This window comes from Paenibacillus sp. FSL P2-0173 (genome assembly GCF_038008045.1).
GTDB lineage: Bacteria > Bacillota > Bacilli > Paenibacillales > Paenibacillaceae > Paenibacillus > Paenibacillus polymyxa_B.
Window position 1 is genome coordinate 1084303 of the sequence record NZ_JBBOYK010000002.1, and the last position, 18636, is coordinate 1102938.

Annotated in this window: 15 protein-coding genes and 1 riboswitch; all 15 genes read right to left on the reverse strand. The window is 47.6% G+C overall.

Annotated features, from left to right (window positions below):
* Positions 1-187: 187 nt before the first annotated feature.
* A complete protein-coding gene (locus MKX30_RS15345) occupies positions 188-2482 on the reverse strand; it encodes a hypothetical protein (RefSeq protein ID WP_341062959.1) in 2295 nt (764 codons plus the stop codon).
* Between the two features lie 48 nt (positions 2483-2530).
* Complete coding sequence (locus tag MKX30_RS15350; RefSeq protein ID WP_023987428.1) at positions 2531-4105, reverse strand: glycosyl hydrolase; 1575 nt, start codon at positions 4103-4105, stop codon at positions 2531-2533.
* Between the two features lie 13 nt (positions 4106-4118).
* Positions 4119-4199: riboswitch (cyclic di-GMP riboswitch) on the reverse strand.
* A 155-nt stretch (positions 4200-4354) separates the two neighbouring features.
* A complete protein-coding gene (locus MKX30_RS15355; protein ID WP_013309163.1) occupies positions 4355-5731 on the reverse strand; it encodes a sugar phosphate nucleotidyltransferase in 1377 nt (458 codons plus the stop codon).
* 255 nt (positions 5732-5986) lie between these two features.
* Complete coding sequence (locus MKX30_RS15360; RefSeq protein WP_155613653.1) at positions 5987-6133, reverse strand: hypothetical protein; 147 nt, start codon at positions 6131-6133, stop codon at positions 5987-5989.
* 257 nt (positions 6134-6390) lie between these two features.
* Positions 6391-7719, reverse strand: coding sequence for a UDP-glucose dehydrogenase family protein (locus tag MKX30_RS15365; RefSeq protein ID WP_279831889.1), 1329 nt, complete (start codon positions 7717-7719; stop codon positions 6391-6393).
* 5 nt (positions 7720-7724) lie between these two features.
* Positions 7725-8825 (reverse strand): glycosyltransferase, encoded by a 1101-nt coding sequence (locus MKX30_RS15370; protein WP_023987424.1) that lies wholly within the window; start codon positions 8823-8825, stop codon positions 7725-7727.
* Positions 8826-8853: 28 nt separating this feature from the next.
* Positions 8854-10002, reverse strand: a complete 1149-nt coding sequence (locus MKX30_RS15375; protein WP_028543108.1) for a glycosyltransferase family 4 protein — start codon at positions 10000-10002, stop codon at positions 8854-8856.
* A complete protein-coding gene (locus MKX30_RS15380) occupies positions 9999-11186 on the reverse strand; it encodes a glycosyltransferase family 4 protein (RefSeq protein ID WP_341062960.1) in 1188 nt (395 codons plus the stop codon). Before MKX30_RS15380 ends, MKX30_RS15375 begins: the two co-directional genes overlap by 4 nt.
* Positions 11173-12012 carry a glycosyltransferase family 2 protein gene (locus MKX30_RS15385; protein WP_023987421.1) on the reverse strand — a complete coding sequence of 280 codons (840 nt, stop codon included), beginning with the start codon at positions 12010-12012 and terminating at the stop codon, positions 11173-11175. The genes MKX30_RS15380 and MKX30_RS15385 overlap by 14 nt, the downstream gene beginning before the upstream one ends.
* Positions 12013-12034: 22 nt before the next feature.
* Complete coding sequence (locus MKX30_RS15390) at positions 12035-13414, reverse strand: lipopolysaccharide biosynthesis protein (RefSeq protein ID WP_013309157.1); 1380 nt, start codon at positions 13412-13414, stop codon at positions 12035-12037.
* Between the two features lie 5 nt (positions 13415-13419).
* Complete coding sequence (locus MKX30_RS15395) at positions 13420-14862, reverse strand: O-antigen ligase family protein (protein ID WP_023987420.1); 1443 nt, start codon at positions 14860-14862, stop codon at positions 13420-13422.
* Between the two features lie 5 nt (positions 14863-14867).
* The gene (locus MKX30_RS15400) at positions 14868-15638 is read right to left on the reverse strand and encodes a WecB/TagA/CpsF family glycosyltransferase (RefSeq protein WP_028543109.1); all 771 of its coding nucleotides are present in this window, start codon (positions 15636-15638) and stop codon (positions 14868-14870) included.
* Positions 15639-15642: 4 nt separating this feature from the next.
* Positions 15643-16980 (reverse strand): O-antigen ligase family protein, encoded by a 1338-nt coding sequence (locus MKX30_RS15405; protein WP_023987419.1) that lies wholly within the window; start codon positions 16978-16980, stop codon positions 15643-15645.
* A gap of 10 nt (positions 16981-16990) precedes the next feature.
* Complete coding sequence (locus tag MKX30_RS15410) at positions 16991-17926, reverse strand: glycosyltransferase (protein WP_023987418.1); 936 nt, start codon at positions 17924-17926, stop codon at positions 16991-16993.
* Positions 17926-18624 carry a sugar transferase gene (locus MKX30_RS15415; protein WP_013309152.1) on the reverse strand — a complete coding sequence of 233 codons (699 nt, stop codon included), beginning with the start codon at positions 18622-18624 and terminating at the stop codon, positions 17926-17928. Before MKX30_RS15415 ends, MKX30_RS15410 begins: the two co-directional genes overlap by 1 nt.
* Positions 18625-18636: the final 12 nt, after the last annotated feature.

An 18636-nucleotide genomic window follows, 5' to 3' on the forward strand; every position in this document is an offset into this window, starting at 1 on the left:
CGAGAATATAAAAGGATTTTCTTATTTTTTTCTTCATTATACGTAAAGTATTGGCAAATCAGAACGATTTTCCAACAAAAAAGAACCTGTCAGGTCCTATTTTCTCCTGATAGGTTCTTTTTTGTTTTAATTCGAAATGATGTTAGGTATTCGTTATCTAAGGTCCTATATACATTCCGATCTAATATTAAGCGACCTCGGCTGCCTGGGAAACCTGAGTGCCTCCGGTCGCCCGAACTTTGTAGACATAATGGCCTCCGGCTTTTACTGTGCGGTCTGTATACGTGCTTCCCGCTACTTGCGAGGCAATCACCTGATAAGCCCCGTCGGTCCCGTCAGCACGCAGCACATCATAGGAAGATACGCCTTCTGCCTGAAGCCAATTAATCTTTACTGCCCCATCCTGAACAGAGGCTGCCTTCACCCCTGTTGGAGCTGAAGCTGCGGTTTGATCTGTACTTTTTAATTCCAAAATATATTGTACCGCTTCACCAGGACCCAGCTTTTCTTCAAAATCAAGGGCAGGAGAAGCCTTGAGTCCTGATATGGAACGTTGTGCCTGACTGTAAGTAGAACCCGCTCCAAAACGTTCACCCGTGTACAAACCGGCTTTCGGCATCGTTACCCGTACACGAACTGTCTGCGTGGTAGCTTCGAAATTCACTAGATTCACCAGCAATTTGTCTGAAGTAGCGCCGCTACCTGCCAGCGGTTTAAGCTTGGACGTATCCACCGCACGAACATACACCATCTTATCCTTGGTTTCCTCTGGATTCAGCACTGTATAAGTCAGAGGTTTTCCATGGGTGGCATAGGCTAAGCTCAAGCGTCTCATGATCTTAACGCGGGTGTCCTGTCCTTGCCCGAACGGATAAATTTCTGTGTTGGCCGGGTTATGACTTTGCAGATCGAAGCCTGTTTTAAACAGCGTATAATCTTTATAAAAAGCAGCGTGCTGGATAAACATATCGGCAAACCCAATTTGCGAACGCATAATCCGGTCGAATGCAGCTGCTTGTGGCTGACTAGCCCCGTAATCTGGATTGTCTCGATGCGTATCATTGGTACCGAACTCTGTGTTCAGCATCTTTTTCGCCAGTCCATTGCTCGAACCGCCGAAGGTTTTCAAATTTTGGACGAAGCTGCCCCCGCCCTCTTCATTATACGATTCACCATAGGCGTGTCCATTGGTCAGGTCGGTGACTTCCTCCAGCTGTTTACGTTGCGCCGGGTCCCGTTCCCATCCATCTGGGTCACCGCATTTTTGCGTACCACTGGTTTGATTTTTGCATGCCTTGGTAGAGTACGTTGGCCAGTAGGCCCAGCCCGGTGCTACGGTTTTGAGATGCGGTGCCAATTGCTTGCCTTCTGTATTCAACCACTTGGCCACAGCCAGGTTTACCGCCTTGGAGCGATTAAATAATCCAGGTTCGTTATCTACTTCATAATATTGAAGATAAGAACCGTATTTTTTTACATAATCGCGCAACTTTTGCTTGGCCGTCTCTGGTAGAGAACCATCTTTTTGCAGCTTAATATCACCTGTATATAAATACAAAGCAGACGATTGCATATTATACTGCTTTAACGTTTGATAGTAATCATCCACGTCTGTACAGGCCTTGCCCACATTACTGGCACAGGTGACCCTCATGACGTTGCCACTATAAGCAATGCCCAGCCACTTGAGAACGTATGGTAAATGCTTAACTGCACCCTGATCATAATAAAATTCTTTATTGTTCACATTTGTTCCGGTCAGTATATATTTACCGTGTACCGGTTCGGTCGCAGGTGAAGCTAACGTCTCCAAGCTCAAGTCATCCCAAGTCCACCACACATTTTTATCTTCTGCAGAGGAGCAGTATAGGCAGCGCGCTGTCTTTAGCTTGAGTACGTTAACACCGCTTTGCAATTGCTCTTTGGGTATATACAGCTCGTAGTTGTTTTTGAAATTATAAGCACTCCCAGTACCGGAAACCCCGGCAATCTGAATAATACCGGACAGCTGATGATTTGAAAATACAGCCATTTGCGGGACTGCTTTGCCCGCATCCAAAATCCGAACACGGAATATCATACCATTGGGAGGAATCTGATTCAGCTTATACTGGAGTGTCAGTTCAGGGTTCGTGGACGCATTCAAACCGGGAGGAATATCTCCACTGCTGAGCAATACCGGAACTATTGTACTCTCTGCTTCCGACAATGCTGACAATGATCCTTTAGCAGACGATTCGGTAGAGGCAGCTGCTGTAGAAATATCGATATTATCCCTACCGACCACACCTTTGAATTCCGCTGAAGAGTCATCCCTCTGACCCAGCTTCCATACTGGACTGGCAGCCGCTACTTTATCCGTCTGCAATTCTGCGCTTCTTGAAGGCGTGTATATAAACCAAGCGATCATCGCTATAGCTACGACCGCTAGTAGTCCAGATAAAACTACTGAATACCTATGGGATAACCATTTTTTTATCATATGATCCACCCTCTCTCCTCAAATTTTTTGACCGGGAAAGAGTATCAATCAAGGAAGAAACAAAGCGTTTCCGGGAATCACCGCTTTCGCTTCATGCTGACTTTCCCACATTAGACGTGCCATCGCGTCGCCTTTTTCATCATAGTATTCCACTTTTAAATCTACCATTTTGCCTGCTTCCAAAGTAATACTACCTTTACGCTCTGTCCAGCTTTGTTTGAACCAGCTGTCAATAACCAACTTGCCGTCTACCCATACACGGATACCGTCATCGGATATCGTTGTGAACGTATAGGTCTCGCTATATTGCGGTTTGATTTTACCCGTCCAGCGAACCGAGAACTGATCGGCATTCACCTTTGGATCAGCTGCATTGGCACGCCAGTTGTAGTCCAGCTTGCTATCTGTACGGATCAAAGCAGGACTTCCGCTCAAATTCATATTGTTAAAATATTCGCCCTGCAGCCCGTTCACATATACCACATCAGGAACGGAAGGAGGAGTCGGAGCCGGGATAGGCTCACTTTGTCCCTCGTCCGGTAAGGTCGGTACGTCTGTCCCAGGTTGTTCAATTGCTGCCAGCCCATTTTTCACATCATCCCGCGTCAAACTCTTCGAATCATTCATATAATCCTGAATTTGATTTGTTGTGTTATTCTCAGTCAGCATCTTGCCCCAAGTCATGGAATATACCCATTTAGGTTGAGCCTGCAATACCTCAGAACTAGGCATCTCACCGTGCTCCCCAATGGCAATCGGCTTATTCCGTGCCAGCCCGAGCAGACCTTCGTAATGACTTTGCTTAAAATCATTGTTGTAAATGTCTACTGCCAAAATGTCCACTTTGTCATCCCCCGGGTATTTTGGGGTATACGGGACAGTATACGAATTGGGCGCATTCGGACTCCATACCCACAGCAGATTGTTCAATTGATGTGTGTTTGTAAAACGGTCATACATGATATTCCATAGCTGATTGAAATTAGTTTTGTTTCCCCACCAGAACCAGTCACCATTCATTTCGTGGTAAGGTCTCCACAAAACCGGAACCCCTGCATCACGAAGCTGCTTTAACGATACAGCGACCTTATCCAGATCGGCAATGAGGAGGTTATACTGCGCAGTACCTGGAGTCACGTATTTGTTGAACTCTGCCTGACTTACTTTCGCCTGTACATTGGCCCAAGTCAGTGGCCTACCTGGTAGCGCTTCATGAAAAGTCATCGTCACAATACCACCGGATCTGTCCCAACGGATAGCACTATCGACGACATTTTTACGTTGTGCTGCTTCCGTAGCGTCAGATTGACCAGAGATAGCTCCCATCTCATAGCCGTGTACACCAACATATGCCTGACTGATTTTTTGGACCTTGTTACTTAATTCATCTGGACTTTCCAAATAATCATGCTGACCGGTGACTATTTTTTTCCCTGAGATGTTGAGTAAATAATTGTATAGTTCACGGGCCTGAGTAGAAGCGTCCGAATTAACAGGTTGTAATGAAGCGGCATTCGCCACCGACAGAGAATCTCCAAAACCGACGGGCAACAATGAAAAAAGCATAACAACGGGGAGTACATGACGTATCAGTCGATACAGAGGAATAAAATTGAATCTCACTTTCGCTCTTCCTTTCGGTAGCCAGGCTGCCATCCTTGTGGAAGGCCCTTTAGCTTTGCGTACCTGCCTTTCGACAGGGCTGCGTTTATCGTTGGAAGGAGTTTGGATTCCTTCTTACCCTAAGTATCGACTTTTTTTTACCAAAATTTAATAGGTCATGTTCATGAATTTACAGGTTTTCGCCCAATTTCGACAGTTTAGGCTATGAATTTTCATGAATTCGTCTTTTTTTCGTTTTTACGAAAATAATTAGGAGATAAATTGGTGACGGGAAATTTCATTCCAATCCATACAAAAGCGGACAATATCCTCTTCAACCAACTCAGAGCCAGTCTGCACCTCAATAAAGTCCACATCGGTCACTGCCAAAATGCTATGCTTCGTCCCTTCAGGGATACGTACTACGTCACCAGCCTTCACTTTGTGCAGCTTCTCATTCAAAATAATTTCCGCTTCACCGCTAATAATGGTCCAGATTTCACTTCGTTTGAAATGAAGCTGGTAGCTGATATTTTTGCCTTTCCGTACGCGGATTCGTTTGGTCAATACCTCGTTACCCTCGTCATACTTGACATAATCCACAACCCGATACTGTCCCCAACGACGTTCTTCATACATTGGACGCTGATCATGAGCCTTGAGCACTTCCTTAATGCGAGGACTTTCTGCCTTATTGGTCACAAGAATGCCATCCGGGCTAGCGGCTACGATCAGATCATTCGTTCCAATGATCGCCACAGGAATGTCTAACTCGTTAATAAGGCTCGTATTGACGCAATCCTCCGTTACTACACCTCTGCCCACTTGTTGATTAGACATTTCTTCTGTGAGCGTATTCCAGGTACCCAAATCCTTCCAAAAACCATCATACGGAAGAACTACGATGTCCTTTTCCTTCTCGACTACTTCATAGTCAAAGCTGATTTTTTCCAGAGATGCGTATTGCTTTTGCATTTCTTCATAATTAAGCGGCAACCCCTTGGATGCCAAGATATCCAGCAAATAACTTAATTTGAATGCAAAAACCCCGCAGTTCCATAGAGCATTGCGTTCAATCAGACGCTCCGCCTGCTCCCGGTCGGGTTTCTCTTGAAAATGGCTCACTTCACGGTAGCCTGTGCTACCTTGAGTGGCATCGTTTTTCGGAATAATGTAACCATATTTCTCTGAAGGATAGGAAGGGACAACCCCGATTAAAGCAAGCTTGCCTTCACTCTCCTGAAGCGTATGTTCCAGCTGGGCTACGGAAGCGAAGAAAGCATCCTCAACATAAGGATCTACAGGCAATATTGCTATAATTTCATCAGGTGAAACACCTGCAATGGAATATAGATAAGTCGCTGTCAGCGCAATCGCAGGAAAGGTGTCTCTGCGTTCCGGCTCAACAATAATGCGCGTATTCGGCCCGACCTGACTCTGGATCATTTCGACCTGTGCTCTCCCTGTCGCAATAAACGAGGATTCTGATAATCCGTTGTCTCCCAATTGTCTCCATACCCGCTGTACCATGGATTCCGAAATCCCCTCCGGGCTCTCCAGTACCTTCAAAAATTGTTTGGAACGGGAATCGTTGGACAAAGGCCATAATCTTTTACCGGAACCACCAGACAAAAGTACGAGCTTCATAACTCTCCACTTCCTCTCTATAATGTATGGGTGATCGGATGGGGCAGGGTTGAGTAGTCCGCTACAGGCTGGATTTGATCTTACGATCGCTGTTGGACCGGGATTCATTCGATTGTATAAAATCGTATAAAGGTTTGAATCCCGGTCCAAAGGCGAACACTATCGCTTCTCCAGATTCAAATCCAACCCTTCGCTACTCAAAAAATGCATCATATCGATCATACCTTGTGGTGCAAAAGGCACGACCAGACATTATTAAGTCCGGTCAGCCTGTAAAAATCTCACGCCTTCGGCAACAGCAATGGCGTCTTTGCGTCGCAGGAGCAGCATAGCGTATCCGCATGGTAGTGCTTGCTCCACAGGGGCGGCGCAGCGCCGCTTGATCGGAAGGAGCGGCATCAACCGCGCCGCTCCTTCCGATACGCCCTTCCTACTCCCACCCCATAAGGTGGGGGTTTAAAAACTGTGACTCTATGCTGGAAAAGCAGCGGAGCGGTCCATTTGAATCTGGAGAAGCGCTAGCGTTCGCCTTTGCAGTGGGATTCTTACCTTGGAATGTTTTATATAATCCAAAGAATCCCACTGCAACAGCGATCGGAAGATCGAATGGAACGCGCAGCGCCTCCAACCCGCCACAGTCACTTTTTAATCTGTCACGTTTAAACTTCCACCTTATCCCGATTCCACCCACTCATCCGCGGACGACCCACGGAGTAGTATTCCAGCCCGGAGCCTTGGATCTGTTCCTCAGCGAATACGTTACGACCGTCAATGAGAACCGGTTTGTGCAGAATGGAGGCCAGTTGTACGAGATCAACTTTTTTGAACTCTTCCCAATCAGTCAACAGGCACACAGCGTCGCTACCTTCAGCGGCTTGCTGTGGGGATGAGCACCACATAATATTCGGGTGATCCACGCGCTCCTTGAATTTATCCATCGCAATGGGATCATACAGCTTGACAATAGCGCCTGCCTGAATGAGCGTTTCTACGATTTCCAGTGCTGGAGCTTCGCGGATGTCATCTGTATTTGGCTTGAAGGCGAGGCCCCAAATGCCAATCGACACACCGTTCAGTTGACCCAGCGATTCGCGCAGCTTGGATACAATCATAAAGCGCTGGTCGGTATTCACCTCGACCACCGATTTCAACAACTTAAATTCATAGTCTACATTACCTGCAATTTGGATAAGCGCATTTGTGTCTTTTGGAAAGCAAGAGCCACCATACCCGATCCCTGCTTGTAGAAAAGAGGAGCCAATCCGTTTGTCCATACCCATACCGTCAGCCACACAGGTTACATCGGCGCCAACCTTTTCGCAAATATTAGCGATTTCGTTAATGAACGAAATTTTAGTTGCCAGAAACGCATTGGACGCGTATTTGATCATTTCAGCACTACGGATATCCGTCACATAGATTTTATCCGTGAAGACCTGATGCAGAGTGACCATGGTTTCACGCAATCCTGTATTGTCCAAACCAATAATGATGCGATCCGGATGAAGCGTATCATTGATGGCTGAGCCTTCTCTCAGGAACTCCGGCGCGGAGACGATATCGAAAGAAAAACTCGTGTGACGAGCCAACACGTCCTTAATCTTTTCGTTCGTTCCGACAGGTACAGTACTCTTGGTCATAATAATCTTATACCCGTTCATGGCTTTCCCAACATCAGCGGCCGCCTGTTCAATGTACGATAAATTCGCCTCGCCGTTAGCCAGAGAAGGCGTACCTACCGCCAAAATTACGATATCCGAGCGGCGTACCGCATCGGCCAAATCCGAGGTGAACTCCAACCGGCCCGCTTCCAGATTCAACGCGATCAATTCCTCAATACCCGGTTCATAAATCGGAGATTCTGCCCGGTTCAACATGTCGATTTTGTGCTGCTCCAGATCGACACAAATCACCTCATTACCTTTTTGCGCAAAACATACACCCGAGACGAGCCCAACGTATCCAGTACCGATTACAGCCAGCTTCATTCCGTTCATCCTCCTTTTAGAAAGTTCACATAGGCTTGTTCTACATACTTTTTTAATTGATCCTTGAAGTTTTCTTCATCAAATTTGCGGGCATGGGTAATGATATCGTCCACATTCCATGCATGTTGCTCAACCTTTTCGACGGCCTCCAGCACATCCTCTACTTGATGCTTGCGGAAAAATACGCCGTTCACATGAGGAACAATCGTATCCAGCGCTCCCCCACCCTGAAAAGCGATGACAGGCCGTCCGGCCGCATTCGCCTCCAAAGGCGTAATACCGAAGTCCTCTTCACCCGGAAAAACGAGCGCTCGGCATTCTGCCATCAGCTTGTTAACCTCTTCATCCTCAAGCCTGCCGAGGAACTCAATGTTCGGGGCAGCCATACCTTCGAGTCGTTTACGGTCTGGTCCTTCACCCACAATGCGCAGCTTGAGACCGTTACGTTTGAATGCTTCGATCGCGAGATCGATGCGCTTGTAGGACACCAACCGGGATACGATCAGGTAATAGTCACCGATGTTTGTAGCGCGTTTAAAACGGGATGTATTAATAGGTGGAAAAATCACATCCGAATCCCTTTGGTAATAGTGCAAAATTCTTCGTTTAACAACCGAAGAGTTGGCAACAAACTGGTCTACGTTGCGAGAAGTTTTGGCATCCCATGTTTTCAACCGGTTCATGTACAGCTTGAGCATGTTTTTGAGCAGGTTGGATTTGGACTGCCGGGCCATATATGTATCGTAATCCCAGGCAAACCGCATCGGTGTGTGACAATAACAAATGTGAAACGTATGTTTGGGTACCTGGATGCTTTTCATAAATGCACTGCTGGAGCTTAAAACAATGTCGAAATCCCTAAAATCAAAATCACGTATAGCAATGGGATACAGCGGCAGCACTCCTTTGAAGTTGTCCTTCACCCCTGGGACTTTTTGTAGCCAAGTGGCTCTAATATCCGCATCCTTCAAGTTACGCGACAGGCGGTCGTCGCTGAACACCGTTGTGAAGATAGGAGCCTCCGGATACATATCGTGGAATACCTCTACTACCCTTTCCGCTCCGCCCATTTGGATTAAGTAATCGTGTGCTATCGCTATTTTCATCTGAATCATCCTTTAACGCGAATGTCGGTCAGACTCCTGCCAACAAACCCTTATAGTAATGAACTATATCCTTAACTGTGTTCTCGATGACAAAATGCTTTTTGACCCGTTCCATCCCTCTCTCACCCATCTGCTGACGTTCTTGTGGATGCTCCAACATCCAGCGGATGGCTTCTTCCAGCTTAGCCGGATCACCCGGTTCAATAAGCAGCCCGGTTTCATGGGGTACCACCGTTTCCTTGGGTCCACCCTCATTGGAAGCAATCACTGGGAGACCCGCAGCCATGCCTTCAATAATGACCTGACCGAATGGTTCTGGTGTAATAGAGGTATGAATCAGCAAATCACAACGCTGCATCAGGCCTTGAATGTCATCGACGTGTCCCAGCAGATTGACGTTAGCCAACCCGTATTCGCGCATCGTGGACTCTAATCGTTGCTTGTATTCCTCTTCTCCGAACAACGCATCTCCAGCCAGCCAGAATTTCACGCGCTGATCCGGTAAAAAGGAGCGTGCCGCTTCCAGTAAAATATGCTGTCCCTTCCATTCCGCCAATCTGCCGACCAATACGACGTTAAACGAGTCATCACCACGTGAATCCGCAGCCGTGTCACGTGCTGTAATTGCTTTGGCAAAAGCAGAGTAAACGACGAGCGTCTTTTTGTCCGGGGGTAACTCCAACGCACTCAGCGTGGATTTGGAATTTGCAATCACTCCGTTGGGCAAAAAGCGGGACATCAGCCGAATCCCTTTGGCCACAATCGGCTTCAGATACGGCGGACCGATGTGGTCACGGATATGCCAGATCAAGGGCAGCTTCGCCGATTTGGCGGCTACTGTACCATACAGTGCAGACTTGAGCGAGTTCGTGTGAACGCACACGACCTTTTCCTCACGCAGCAAGGGCGCAAGTTTTCTACCGTAAGCCAGCAAACGAAAAGCTGCTGCAGGCGCACCTAGATTCACGGCATTCCGTCCCCGATTGCGAATCGAATCGTCCAATGGAACGATGCGCACATCAATATCACGCTGCCGAAGCCGATCTGCTAAATCGCCCTCCTCTGCCAAAATAACGAGCGGGTCGATATGTTCCCCGATATTCGTCAGTATGTTATACAAAGCGACTTCGCCGCCGCTCCATCTTGCCGTATGGTCAATATAAGCTACTCTCATCATTTCGCCGCCGCCTTTCTATCAAGGACCTGTCGGAACACCTCTTCCACCTGCTCCGCTACATGTCCCCATGTATATCTGCTCAGGACATGGTCCCGGCATTCCCTTGCATTCGGTAGAAGTTCACGATGATCCAGCACACGCAGCAACCCTTCAGCAATGGCTTCACTATCCGTTCCCTTGAACAAAAGCTCGGGACGGAATCCTCTTAAAATCTCCTTGTTGCCACCCACAGGAGTCGCCAGCACCGGCAGTCCCGAGGCCATCGCCTCCACTGTGATCAGACCGAAGCCTTCCAGTGCCTGTGTGGGTACAACGAACAAATTCGATGCTTGGTGATACAGTGGAAGCTCCTCATCCGACACATAACCGAGCAGCCTTACATGGTTATGAAGATTGTATTCCTCCACCTTGGAAGCCAATTCCTCCATCAAGGGGCCCTTCCCTCCAATCAGCAACACATGATCAGGATGACGCTCGGTGACTCGTCTCCATGCTTCCAGTAGCTGTAGCAGTCCCATTCGATTAACAAGACGACGAACGGTGAGCACAATCGTCGCATTTTGCGGCAAATTCAGGCGCTTCCGCACCGCTTCTTGATCCTCTGCCGGGTGGAACCTTTCTACATTCGCCGCACCAGGAATAACATGAATTTTGCTGAGTGGAACCTTATAGTGCTCATGCAAAATATCCCGAAAGGTTTCGCTTAGCACTATAAATTTATCCGCCAATCCGTAGGCCTTCATTTCAATGGATTTGGCCAACGTCGTTTTTAGCAAATGCTTGATGCCCTGTCCTTCAATCTTCATTTCCTCCGTCCACGGTCCGTGAAAGGTGGTAACTACCGGGATTCCTCTTTTTTTCGCCTCCAGCGCCGGTCCGACACCATAGGGAGCAAAATGGGAATACAGTACATCCATCGGTTGCTTATCGAACAGCTCTGCTGCATATTTTTGCATTAGCTCTCGACGCTTCCACATGGATTGCTGCTTGCTGCCAATCGAATGAATTCGAATACGGTCGGGCGCCTGCGGCTGCTCTTCACTACAGATTAGAGCATCCAGCGTATTGCGCTCTAACGTAAGCTGCTCGCAGATGGATTTGAAATATGTGTTGAGGCCTCCTGGCTGCAAGGACGGCCAGCTAAGCCCCGTTGCCGCAATACGAAATCCGTTATTGTACGACATAGCTGGTTTCTCCTTTCTGCTCGGTATGTCCGTCATCCACGATTTCTATCTTTTTTCGCCGCTTGGTTAGCTCATAATGCTTGAAGCAGACGAGAAACTCATACATCACCCAGAATACTGCTACGGCAAAACCCGCCAATCCCTTGCGGTATAAGCCTTGGACAAAATACTTCTGCACAAAGCGGGCAGGAGGCCGCCACAACAGTCTGGTAATCCGAAAGGATCTTCCTTTGTTAAATGCCGTCTCTGCTTCCAGATCTGTATATTTGTTAAAACGGGTCATATGATCACTGATGCTGCGGAAGCCGTAGTGCCATAACACGCCCTCCAGATTGACAATCTGGGAAGAGGCTACATCCGGCATTTCATGAACAAGACTATTCGTAATGCCATAAATACGCCGATTGTACAAACGAACCAGGTATTCGCCTTTGTTCATCCATTTGCCGAGAAAATCTCCAATCCGGAATACGGAATATGCTTTGGCCGGATCGTGGAGCGTTTCCTTTACTTTCAACAAGTCTCCAAGCAACTCTGCATCCACTACTTCGTCCGTATCAATCAGGAATATCCAATCAAATTCCGCTTTTTCAACACCAAACATGCGCTGTTTGGCATAACCGGGCCACGGGTTAGAAAACACCCGACAGCCCAAGGATTCAGCTACCTGAATCGTATTGTCCTTGCTCCCTCCGTCAATGACGACGATATCGTCCGCAAAGGGCTTGCAGGATTTAATGGCGGCTGTGATTCGAGTGCCATCATCCTGAGCGATAATAACTACGGATATCCGGTTGTCCGCGGGAACGCTAGACATGTGGTTCATTAGCGGGTGCCTCCTTCTTTATCTAACCGTTAACTGGCTTTTTCCGGATGTAGTGTGACATCGTTGATCGGAGCCATTGAAAATCTTGTTTGGAAATAAGCAGTCTTGGAATCTTCATTTTTAGAACGAATTTAACATTACATAAAATGAAAATGAACCGTAGAATCCCCGAAGACAGCATTGCTATCCCTGCACCCGTCAATCCATATTTCGGTACGAGTATGGACAGCAATGGAATGACGAGCGCCAATCCGACACCCTGTAGAATGGTAACCAGTTTGGGCTTACCCAACGCCATAAATTGTTGTGCCAGCACCATGGTTCCCCCACTGATAGCAACCTCAAGCACCAGGAACCGGAATACCGTAAGCGCTTGTTTAAACTCTTGACCGTATAACAATGTAAATACGAACGGAGCAATCAGCATCAGCATCACCGCAGCCAGAAAGGTTGCCGTTGATGTCACTCGAAATGCCCGAAATGTTATGGCCACCGCCTCTTCCTTATTCAGACCGGAGGCTTTGGGAAACAGCACGACAATGATCGAGGTAGAAAATACATTCACCATCCTGGCCAAGCTGACCGCTACTGCATATAAACCGAGATCAGCGGGTCTGAGCAGACCCGCAATCAAAATCTGATCAATATAAGTGGAAACCTGCCCCATGAGATCATTTCCGTATGAACCCATACCGTAGGTAAAGAGATTTTTAAATTGCGTCCAGCTGTTCTTTACCTTTGGTTTGTACAGCCGAATCATTCGTATCGTGACACCAATATAAATCGGCAAGCCCGGCAGTAAATAGGCCAATGCCGAGGTGTACGGATTCATATTTCCGGTTAAGATCAGAATCGCCAGACCCAGCAGTGTACTTAGCGGTACCAGATACCGGAATAAATTGTACTGCTTATATTCCGAGCGAACTTGAAGCAATGCATTATTGATCTGTGAAATCGCTATGAGCGGACACATCATCATGGAGCACTGCGCGAAAAGTATGACCGATGAAGAAAAAGAGCGCAGCCAATAAGGAATTAGAAAAACTCCGACGAGTGTCGCCAAGCCCCCGAACATGGTAGCCAGTAGCAAGGCCAGACCATACAGCTTGCCCGTTTCCTCCGGTTTCCTTTTCGCATTGTAAATCAATGCAGACGGGACACCGAAGCTCATGCAGAAGGCGAGAAATTGGGACCAGTTCACCATCGCTGTCTGTTCCCCGCGTCCAGTAGGACCCAGGAATCGTGCCGTTAGCACACCAGTCAGCATATTCACGACGAGAATCAGCATACTGAATATCATCGTTTTTACTGCTGCAGAGCTGTTATCCTTGCTTTTGGCAAACCGAATCACCGTGGACCATAGTGTCCGGACAGGTGCGGATAATGCTTGTAAGTTTTGCACAGCCTTTACCTTCTTTCCGCGATGACATCTTTTGCCCATAGTCCTATTCCGATCATCATCCAGATCAGATAGCCGCGCATACCGGGGAAACCATTATCTGATATGAGACTGGCTACAGCTCCGGCCCACGTAGCCAACGCCAGTCTGATATAAGGCTGACTGGCATCTCGTGCGGCAATACGGGCGAGAAGGCGCTTGATGATAACGAAGAGACCACCGAAGAAAAAGAATGCCCCGAAAATACCGAAGGTGAGGAAAATGGCGATATATCCATTATCCATAATCCCAAGTTCGCCGAGATCGCCGCCGTTATCAAGCTTGGTTCCGATTCCTACACTCCCAATCCCCTGCCCGACCGGATTGCCAGCAATCGCCGGAAGCATCGTATGCAGTAAATCCAAACGTTCATTGTACGAATGATCCTGCTGAATATCCGTCAGCGTCTGCATGCGAGCCACCAAACCTTCTGCCCCTGGAAGTTTTGGAACAATGATGTAGAGAAGAAGGCCAACTATAGCTAGTTGAAACAAGGTTTTCCACTTTCCCTTGGAAGATGAACTGAGAATGTAAGCCAGTAACATGACGAATGCAATTAGCCAGGCTGAACGTACCAGCGTGATTAAGAGACAAACGACCGTCAGCAGGATTCCGATCCATCCCAAAGTGCCACGCCAACGTTTTTCCATTAGCATGGGTACAAGTGCCATCGCCAGGAAAATAGCGCAGGGACCGGGCGAGTTCATGGAAGAAAATACTCTGATTTGAAGTGGTTCTGGAACACCAATGGAATTCATTTCTACATGATTCATCCAAAATGCATCCCACGGAGGCACCGTCAAGTACTGAATAATGCCGTAAATTGCCACAAGAACAGCAATGTTGGCATATGAATACAGCAGTCGGTCCAGCTCCTTCGCCTTCATGGGCTTAATCGCAAGATAAGGCAACAGGATCAAAGGAACCACATAATTGGCTAAATCATAAGCAAAAACAATACCATTTTTGAATAACCCGACCACACTTCCGTAGGCCAATTCTATGCCGAAAAATACAGCAATTCGGGTCAAGGGTTTTTCCGCCTGATGAATGCCTCGCAACACAGGAATAATCAACATACTGCTTACCAGCAGCGGTGCCACGCTCAACAAGGAAACCGAGTGATACGTTCCCTCCATCCAATCCGCAATGCGGCGGATTTCCGGGCCTACTGCCCACACTGCCAGTGTGTAAGGAATCAGTAGCCGCGATTGCAAGATCGCCAGCAGGAAGGCCGGAAAAACGAGCGCCAGCAATATGGCTCCCTGCTGGCTCATGGTGGGATTCATCTTGGCGCTGACAAATCCGATGGCGAGTGGCAACATACAAGCCAGCAACCCCATGCCGATCATGCTGATTCCACGCCGATTTCCTAGCCAAACGGAAATCTGCTGATCTGCCAACCGACTCATGTTTCTCACCCCTGACCTCCCTTCATCCGCTTCCGCTTGAACATCTCCTTAAACAGCAGAACGAGAAATTGGGAATCCTCAATCAAATATCTTTTCCACAATCGTTTAGGCTCCTGAGACAACCTCCAGAACCATTCAAATCCCGTCTTCTGCATCAGCTCCGGTGCTCTTTTCACATTTCCCGACAGGAAATCAAAGGTCGCTCCCACCCCAATCGAAATCGGAGCGCGGTAAGTCTCGTAATATCTGTAGATCCATTTTTCCTGTTTAGGGGCGCCTACACCTACAAAAACGATGTCCGGGCGAGCCTCTTGAAGCAGTTGGATAATGTGCCTATTCTCCTCCTCGTTTTTCTCAAAACCATAAGAAGGAGAGTAACAGCCCACCACATTCATGTTCGGATAAGATTCCTGGAGATTGAGCATAGCCTTCTCAGGAATACCGTCAGCTGCACCCAGAAAAAATAAACGATAGCCTCGATCCTCAAAAGCCTCTCCCAGCCGAGTGAACAAATCTGAACCGGACACCTTTTGTTTGAGGGGTTTTTTCAGTAACTTGGACGCCCATATGATAGGCATCCCATCGGCCACTACAGCTCCGGCATCCGAATACACCTTGCGGAATTCATCATCCTTGCGAAGCTTGATCACATGATCGACATTACAGGTCAAAATGTAGGAATGACGCTGATGTTCAATAGAAGTATCTATAAATTCGAGTAGATCATTAAAATCGTAATTATCAAAGTTGACATCGAACATGTTCACTCTGCTCATCGTATCACTTCTCTTTGCGAAAATCGGTTTGAGTAGATGTCTGGTATAACGCGTTCAAATACCAGCAAAATGGAATAATCATCTGAACCGTCGACAACGTATTATCTGAAAACGAGTAGATCAGAAAGCCTGCAATTAAGCTTACAAAATAAGGTTTGATAGACTTGGCAAGCGACCGGTAAATGAGAGCGAATACGATCAGCAATGAAAGCATTAATAGCCCGCAACCGATATATCCCGTGTCAAAATAAAAGCGTATATACTCGTTATGCGGTACAACAAAGCCATTGAATAATGTCCCATCGTTCGCGACCGTTACCGCGCCAAGACCTCTCCCTGACCAAGGGTAATCATGTACTCTGTTCAAAAAATATTCCCATGCCTCCGAGCGTCCCGACAGGTCAATGCCTGTATCGGTCTCCCGTTCGAAGGAGCGTTTTTTTAAATTGTTCCATTGCAGGGCCACCGCCCCCAGAGCAACCAAAAACGATCCGGCCAGCGGTAGCAAATAATTGACTTTCCCCTTGAGGTACTGACGGGCAATATCAAACAGATACACAGCAAACATTAATAACAATGCCAGAATCGGTCCACGTGTACCGGTGGCGATCAGAATCAGAAAGTTCAGTGCCAACACAGTGTAATAAAAAGCGGCTTGCTTGGGTTTACGCTTGACCTCAATTAGAGAGACAGCAATTCCGAGAAAGGAGAGCATTGCCAGATGTGGCGGTATATTCGCTCCTTGTACTCTGACTGCGCCCGTAAATTCTACATCCGTAAACGAATGCAGCCCTAGAACCTGCAAACCCAGTCCAATGACCACACTAATAATGGGCAACAAACTGATCAGTCGGATATGCTTTTCTGCCACATCCTTTTTCCACTGGATCAGTAAAAAAAAGAAAGGGAGTGATAAACCGACGAACGCCTTGACGGCAATCGAGGTCGTTAACAAAGGCAGCCATGCTGAAAATCCAAATGTAATCCCCAGCATGATCACCAATGCCCAGACCGGATAGCTGAACTTGAGACGTATGCCATACACGAGCATACACGGCACCAGCAGAGCCAAAATGCCCAATTTGTACAATGACAAAATCTCAATACCGAACACGCCACCCTGATACAGAGAATCGACTGAGACTGCTGTACTTAGCAAAACAGCGTAGCTGATGCGCTCCGGATGATGGATGGAAACAGCCAGCAAGAGCAGTAAACATACCGCCGCAATACTGACCACCGGCTGATAGGTAGCCGCAATTCCTACAGCAAGAGCGCCCAGTAGAAAAATAAAAACATGCTGTATGGTGTTTATTCTAGTAGTCCAAGGATAGTTACTCATGTTCCATCTTTCACCCCGCAGCTGACTCGCTTTTCCGGTTGCGCAGTGTATCCAGCGTCCCACGGATACTTTCAAGCCTGCACCGGTTCAACAGCTTCCTGCCCTCACTACGTGCCAGCAGGGAATCCACAGTGATGTATAACACTTTGGCTGCCGTCTTCGCCATCAGCATCGCGTTGCCGCGCAGACCTACGGCCTGAGCAGCGTTAGACATGCCCTGACAATAGTAGCGGTTCATGATCCATTCTTTCGTTAACCGTGAAGACGGCACAAAATGTTCCACAGACATGTGTGGATGATACATAATCGTTCCACCATTTTTACGGATTTGCTCGAATACCCACGATTCTTCACCTGATAGAAGGATATCTCCCTTTCTGCCTAGATGAAGCGGGAACATAACGGCAGCAAAAGCCGTTTTGCGCATCGCCATATTCGCTCCAAATGGATTCAGTCCCGACGGATATTCACGAACGGCTTTGCCTAGATCAATAATCGTGTAAGGCAGTTCAAGCGGGCCTGTCAGCCAACCCGGTCGTTCCGTCTCAAACATAGGGTCAATTTTCCCACCCATAGCCGTCAGCTCAGGATTGTTCCCGAATGCTGACATAATCGTTTGCAACCATGTAACACACGGAATTGCATCATCATCGAGAAAAGCAATGACTTCCGCTCTTGATAACGTAATACCTGCATTACGAGCAGCAGACAATCCTTGTTCGCGCTCATAATGATATCGGAGATGGATATTCTGACCATGGGCGACGGTGAACCTTTTGATCGTCGCTGCTGTATGATCGGTGGATCGGTTATCGACCACAATGATCTCAGCCAGTGCAAGGTCTTCCAGCTCCAGCAGGGACATTAACGTTTTCTCCAGCAGGTCCGCCCGGTTATAGGTGCAAATAACGACGGACACTGCAGGACATCGCTTGAATGCATCCATCAGTAAGCATCCTTGGAGAACAGCATTTTAACGCCTGTTTTCATGATGATTTTCAAATCGAGCCACGTATTGCGAACATGAATATACTTCAAATCCATTTGCACCATTTCTTCGAAGCCTACACTGTTACGTGCGCTCACCTGCCAGTAACCCGTACATCCCGGTGTTACAATCAGGCGTTGCTTATCATAATCAGAATATTGCTCGACCTCGCTGGGCAACGGCGGACGCGGACCGACTAAGGTCATGTCGCCGACCAACACGTTCCACAGCTGCGGAATCTCATCAATACTCGTCTTGCGCAGAAAACTGCCAATTTTCGTGATCCGAGGATCGTTCTTAATTTTGAACATGGCGCCGCTCACTTCATTCAGCTCCATCAAGTCCTTTTTCAGTTCCTCAGCATTGGACACCATTGAACGGAATTTATACATATCGAATAACTTCTCATTCTTGCCCACCCGAGTTTGCTTGAAAAACACGCTTCCCTTTGGGTCTTCGAGCTTAATCAAAACGCCTACCACTACAAAAAGCGGAAGCAAGACGATCAAGCCCACGAACGACAGCAGCATATCAAGGAGGCGTTTTGTGACCAGGTAGGACGTTTTATCCTGAATTTGTGTATTTCCGTATGGCATGTAAAACGCTTTACCTGACATGACAGCCTCGCCGTCCTCCGGTAAATTTTCCATGCTCATGCTGACGTACCC

Coding starts and splice junctions, on each gene's coding strand:
- MKX30_RS15355 (WP_013309163.1), bottom strand. CDS start 5,731: ATGAAGCTCGTACTTTTGTCTGGTGGTTCCGGTAAAAGATTATGGCCT.
- MKX30_RS15410 (WP_023987418.1), bottom strand. CDS start 17,926: ATGGATGCATTCAAGCGATGTCCTGCAGTGTCCGTCGTTATTTGCACC.
- MKX30_RS15405 (WP_023987419.1), bottom strand. CDS start 16,980: ATGAGTAACTATCCTTGGACTACTAGAATAAACACCATACAGCATGTT.
- MKX30_RS15385 (WP_023987421.1), bottom strand. CDS start 12,012: ATGAACCACATGTCTAGCGTTCCCGCGGACAACCGGATATCCGTAGTT.
- MKX30_RS15380 (WP_341062960.1), bottom strand. CDS start 11,186: ATGTCGTACAATAACGGATTTCGTATTGCGGCAACGGGGCTTAGCTGG.
- MKX30_RS15400 (WP_028543109.1), bottom strand. CDS start 15,638: ATGAGCAGAGTGAACATGTTCGATGTCAACTTTGATAATTACGATTTT.
- MKX30_RS15365 (WP_279831889.1), bottom strand. CDS start 7,719: ATGAAGCTGGCTGTAATCGGTACTGGATACGTTGGGCTCGTCTCGGGT.
- MKX30_RS15345 (WP_341062959.1), bottom strand. CDS start 2,482: ATGATAAAAAAATGGTTATCCCATAGGTATTCAGTAGTTTTATCTGGA.
- MKX30_RS15370 (WP_023987424.1), bottom strand. CDS start 8,825: ATGAAAATAGCGATAGCACACGATTACTTAATCCAAATGGGCGGAGCG.
- MKX30_RS15375 (WP_028543108.1), bottom strand. CDS start 10,002: ATGATGAGAGTAGCTTATATTGACCATACGGCAAGATGGAGCGGCGGC.
- MKX30_RS15415 (WP_013309152.1), bottom strand. CDS start 18,624: ATGAGCATGGAAAATTTACCGGAGGACGGCGAGGCTGTCATGTCAGGT.
- MKX30_RS15395 (WP_023987420.1), bottom strand. CDS start 14,862: ATGAGTCGGTTGGCAGATCAGCAGATTTCCGTTTGGCTAGGAAATCGG.